The organism is Pseudoalteromonas sp. C2R02 (genome assembly GCF_018860845.1).
Lineage (GTDB): Bacteria > Pseudomonadota > Gammaproteobacteria > Enterobacterales > Alteromonadaceae > Pseudoalteromonas.
The window spans coordinates 1-3,457 of record NZ_JAHKQC010000054.1 but is presented as its reverse complement, the minus strand read 5'-3'; the positions used below and the strand labels follow the sequence as shown (position 1 = coordinate 3,457).

Below are 3,457 nucleotides of genomic sequence, written 5' to 3'. Positions count from 1 at the left end.
GAATAGCGCCTTGATCAGGTAAACCGATGAATGTCTAGTGCCCCTTGCTATGTTATAAGGATATGAACTAAAGCAGGCAGCGATGAGATCGCAATAAGAGAGCCTCTATATGTGTTTGCCGTAAGCTACTTGCTTAACAGCCGCATCGACATACGAAGTAAACGGGTTTGTTTATTGATTTAAAGTTGACCGTCACTGTAATAAAAAACGGTCTAAAAGAATACTATTGCCTATTGCCTATTGACAGAGTTAAGGCTCATATGTATTAAGCGCTTTTTGATAGTAGATTTTTTTCAAGTTCCAATAATTTTTGTGATCTACGTTTTAATCGTTTAACAGGGGTTCCAAAAAACACCCCCCACTCTTCAAGGTTTTTGGTTACAAGAGATTGGGCCCCTATGGATGACCCTTCACCTACTGTAACATTAGGGAGTATTACTGAACCAGAGCCAACAATGACATGTCTACCAAGTGTTACCGTTCCTTCACTTACTCCTGTAAAAGCAGCCGGCACTGTAGGGTTCGTTAAATATTTTCCACTATAATCGTCAGTCCTACTATAAATACATACACCTTGAGATAACCCACTGAAGTCATGTAGCTGAATACCGTCACCCGCGGATAATAGACAATAACTCCCTATATGAATATATGAACCAATTTTCAACCAGCCACTTCCAGCGGCTATTATTGTGCAATAACCATCAATGCGTACATTGTCTCCAATTTCAATATTTTCAAGGCCAATTATTGTGCAATTCCTTCCTATCTGTACATTCTTTCCTATAGACTTAAATCCTGCATTTTTTAAGTCCTTATCTGTGTAATACCCTGGGTTAAAAGGATTCATTTTATCTCCTGACATTAATGTTTCTTTAGCGCCTAACGAGCCTGTAGAATTACTCGTTTTAAATTAATATTTTATAATCGGAACACTTTACTGACATTAAATTGTTTTAACAATCAAAAACGTTTACGTTTTTGCTGATTTTTATTTTTTATCACTAGATCGTAAATAATGAGGGGTTTATAAGTAAAAAGGCCGTATTCAAATGATATATGGTGTGTTTTCGTGGGTTTAATGCAGAGTTTTTCTATGTTATGAACTAAACAATACATTTGCCACTGCGCATTCACTTTTTCTTGTCCTCGCAAGGTGAATTTATTCATGCCTTTATTCACTGTGATATTGCCAAATACCGGTTCTATAGCGCCCAATCTTTTACCGTATTGTCGTCTTCCTATTAGGCTATCTATCTTAATTCGCATTTTATCTTTATATGATGGCGTTTTTAATTCTCTGTCATTTAAAAACTGCACTTGTCTAACTGTTTTTATCGGTGCTTTTCGCATGCACTGGCTCTGCAATGGACAAACCTTACAATCTTTTAGGTAACCTGCAAACCTTGTGTAGACCTGTTCGTCACTTTTTAAATTTGTACAACTACACCACATTTCATTCCCTGCTGGACAACGACAACTTTTTGTACTTTTATCATAATGAAAGTCTTTACTGGTAAATAATCTTGGCTTGCCTTTACTGCTTAATTTTTCTTTATTTGTTGCCAAGTAATCTTCTATTTTGGCGGGAAAAGTCGATAGGTATGAACTTATTTTGACAAGATAAATTTGGTTTACCTTTTTACTATATAAGTGCCATTCTGATGTTCAGTAGTTCAATAGTTCAATAGTTCAATAGTTCAATAGTTCAATAGTTCAATAGTTCAATAGTTCAATAGTTCAATAGTTCAATAGTTCAATAGTTCAATAGTTCAATAGTTCAATAGTTCAATAGTTCAATAGTTCAATAATATCTATTAGATCACATCAAAGATCTGGTATCAAGCTTAAGAAAAAACAAAAATGTAAAAACTAAAAAAGACACTTAAAAGTGTCTTTTTTATAAATTCTACAGCCTCAACGCCCCGCTAAAAAGTGAACCAATGCGGGCGGGCGATTTGCTCCGCAAATGGCATGACCGCTTGATGAATCTTATTTTAGCGGCTTGATAATCATTGAGCCTCCTCCAAAGTATCGCGTTTATACGCAATACGTTACAGCCCTATATCGGTGACATTGTGGTAGGTGTTGAATGTATGCATTGCTGGTATTGGGTTGCCGATTTTTGTAAAGCGCATAATATCGATTTTATTCTTGGTCATGCCCTTTATATGAAAGCCATTCATGGTGGCAAAGCTAAAAACGATAAAATAGATTCATTTAAAATCGCTAAACTTATTCGAGGCGGTAACTTTCCACTCGCTTATGTCTACGACAAAGAAATGCGTGCTACACGCGACTTATTACGTCGCAGAACCAAAATCGTTCGTCATGGTGCTGATTTAAAAGCCCATGTGGCAAATACCGCCAGCCAGTACAATCTACCTGCCCACAATGTAAATTTAAAAAATGTATGTGATAGAGAAAAAATGCGCTATTACTTTCCCGACCCAGTTGTACAACGCTCTATTAATCTCGATATGGGCATACTTGACTGCTATCAAAAAGAGCTCAAGCCTTTAGAGCATTATATTGAACAGATGGCCAAGCAACATAACCCCGTTCATCTAAATATCTTGCAAACCATTAATGGCATAGGTAGAATTCTAGCATTAACAATTCTTTATGAAATTGGCGATATTAAACGCTTTGAAACAGTACAAAACTTTGCATCTTATGCTCGATTAGTTAAATGCAAAGCACAATCCGCTGGTAAAACTTACGGTACTCAGGGCAATAAAATAGGGAATGCCCATTTGAAATGGGCTTTCTCTGAAGCTGCTGTATTGTTATTACGCCATAACCATAATGCCACTCAATACCTTGAAAAATTACAAAAAAGAATGAGCAAAGCAAAAGCACTTTCAGCGCTGGCGCATAAGCTCGGTCGTTGCATTTATTATATGCTTAAAAAAGAGACTGTATTCGATGAAACCCGATTCTTAAAGCGTTAGTCACGGTACTGAGTGAGCTGAACGTCTAACTGGATATAAGGTTGAGCATCAATCAATTGGGTGAGTTAATAGCCATTAAGCTTTAGCCTGATTATATGCCTAAATACCTAAGCCTCTTGGCTTGATTAGACACTCAGTACGCGTGCATTAATACAATAAGCAAAGTCGCTTACACCTGACTTGAGCCTGAAACTAACTGGTGCACATTATGCAACCAACATGCTTGAATAGCGCCTTGATCAGGTAAACCGATGAATGTCTCGATTCTGGCATCCTGCTTCATTCTACCTCCTAAATCCATTTAGTCGTAGTGCCCTTGCTATGTTATAAGGATATGAACTAAAGCAGGCAGCGATGAGATCGCAATAAGAGAGCCTCTATATGTGTTTGCTGTAAGCGATGCTTAATAGCCACATGACAGACGAAGTAAAAGATTTTTTTAATTGATTTACATTTGACCGTCACTGCAAAAAACGGTCAAAAAGAAAACTATTGCCTATTGA

General features: G+C 37.0%; 2 protein-coding genes and 1 pseudogene. 1 reads left to right on the top strand and 2 read right to left on the bottom strand.

The features are described 5' to 3' along the window. Positions 1-265: 265 nt before the first annotated feature. Together KO527_RS24705 and KO527_RS24700 are read right to left on the bottom strand one after the other, a co-directional pair. Positions 266-865 (bottom strand): acyltransferase, encoded by a 600-nt coding sequence (locus tag KO527_RS24705; protein WP_252734107.1) that lies wholly within the window; start codon positions 863-865, stop codon positions 266-268. A gap of 98 nt (positions 866-963) precedes the next feature. Further along, positions 964-1,569 (bottom strand): transposase, encoded by a 606-nt coding sequence (locus KO527_RS24700; protein WP_252734106.1) that lies wholly within the window; start codon positions 1,567-1,569, stop codon positions 964-966. Positions 1,570-2,054: 485 nt separating this feature from the next. Between KO527_RS24700 and KO527_RS24695 the strand changes: the two are divergent. Then, a pseudogene (locus KO527_RS24695) lies at positions 2,055-2,954 on the top strand (IS110 family transposase); the annotation flags it as partial. Positions 2,955-3,457: the final 503 nt, after the last annotated feature.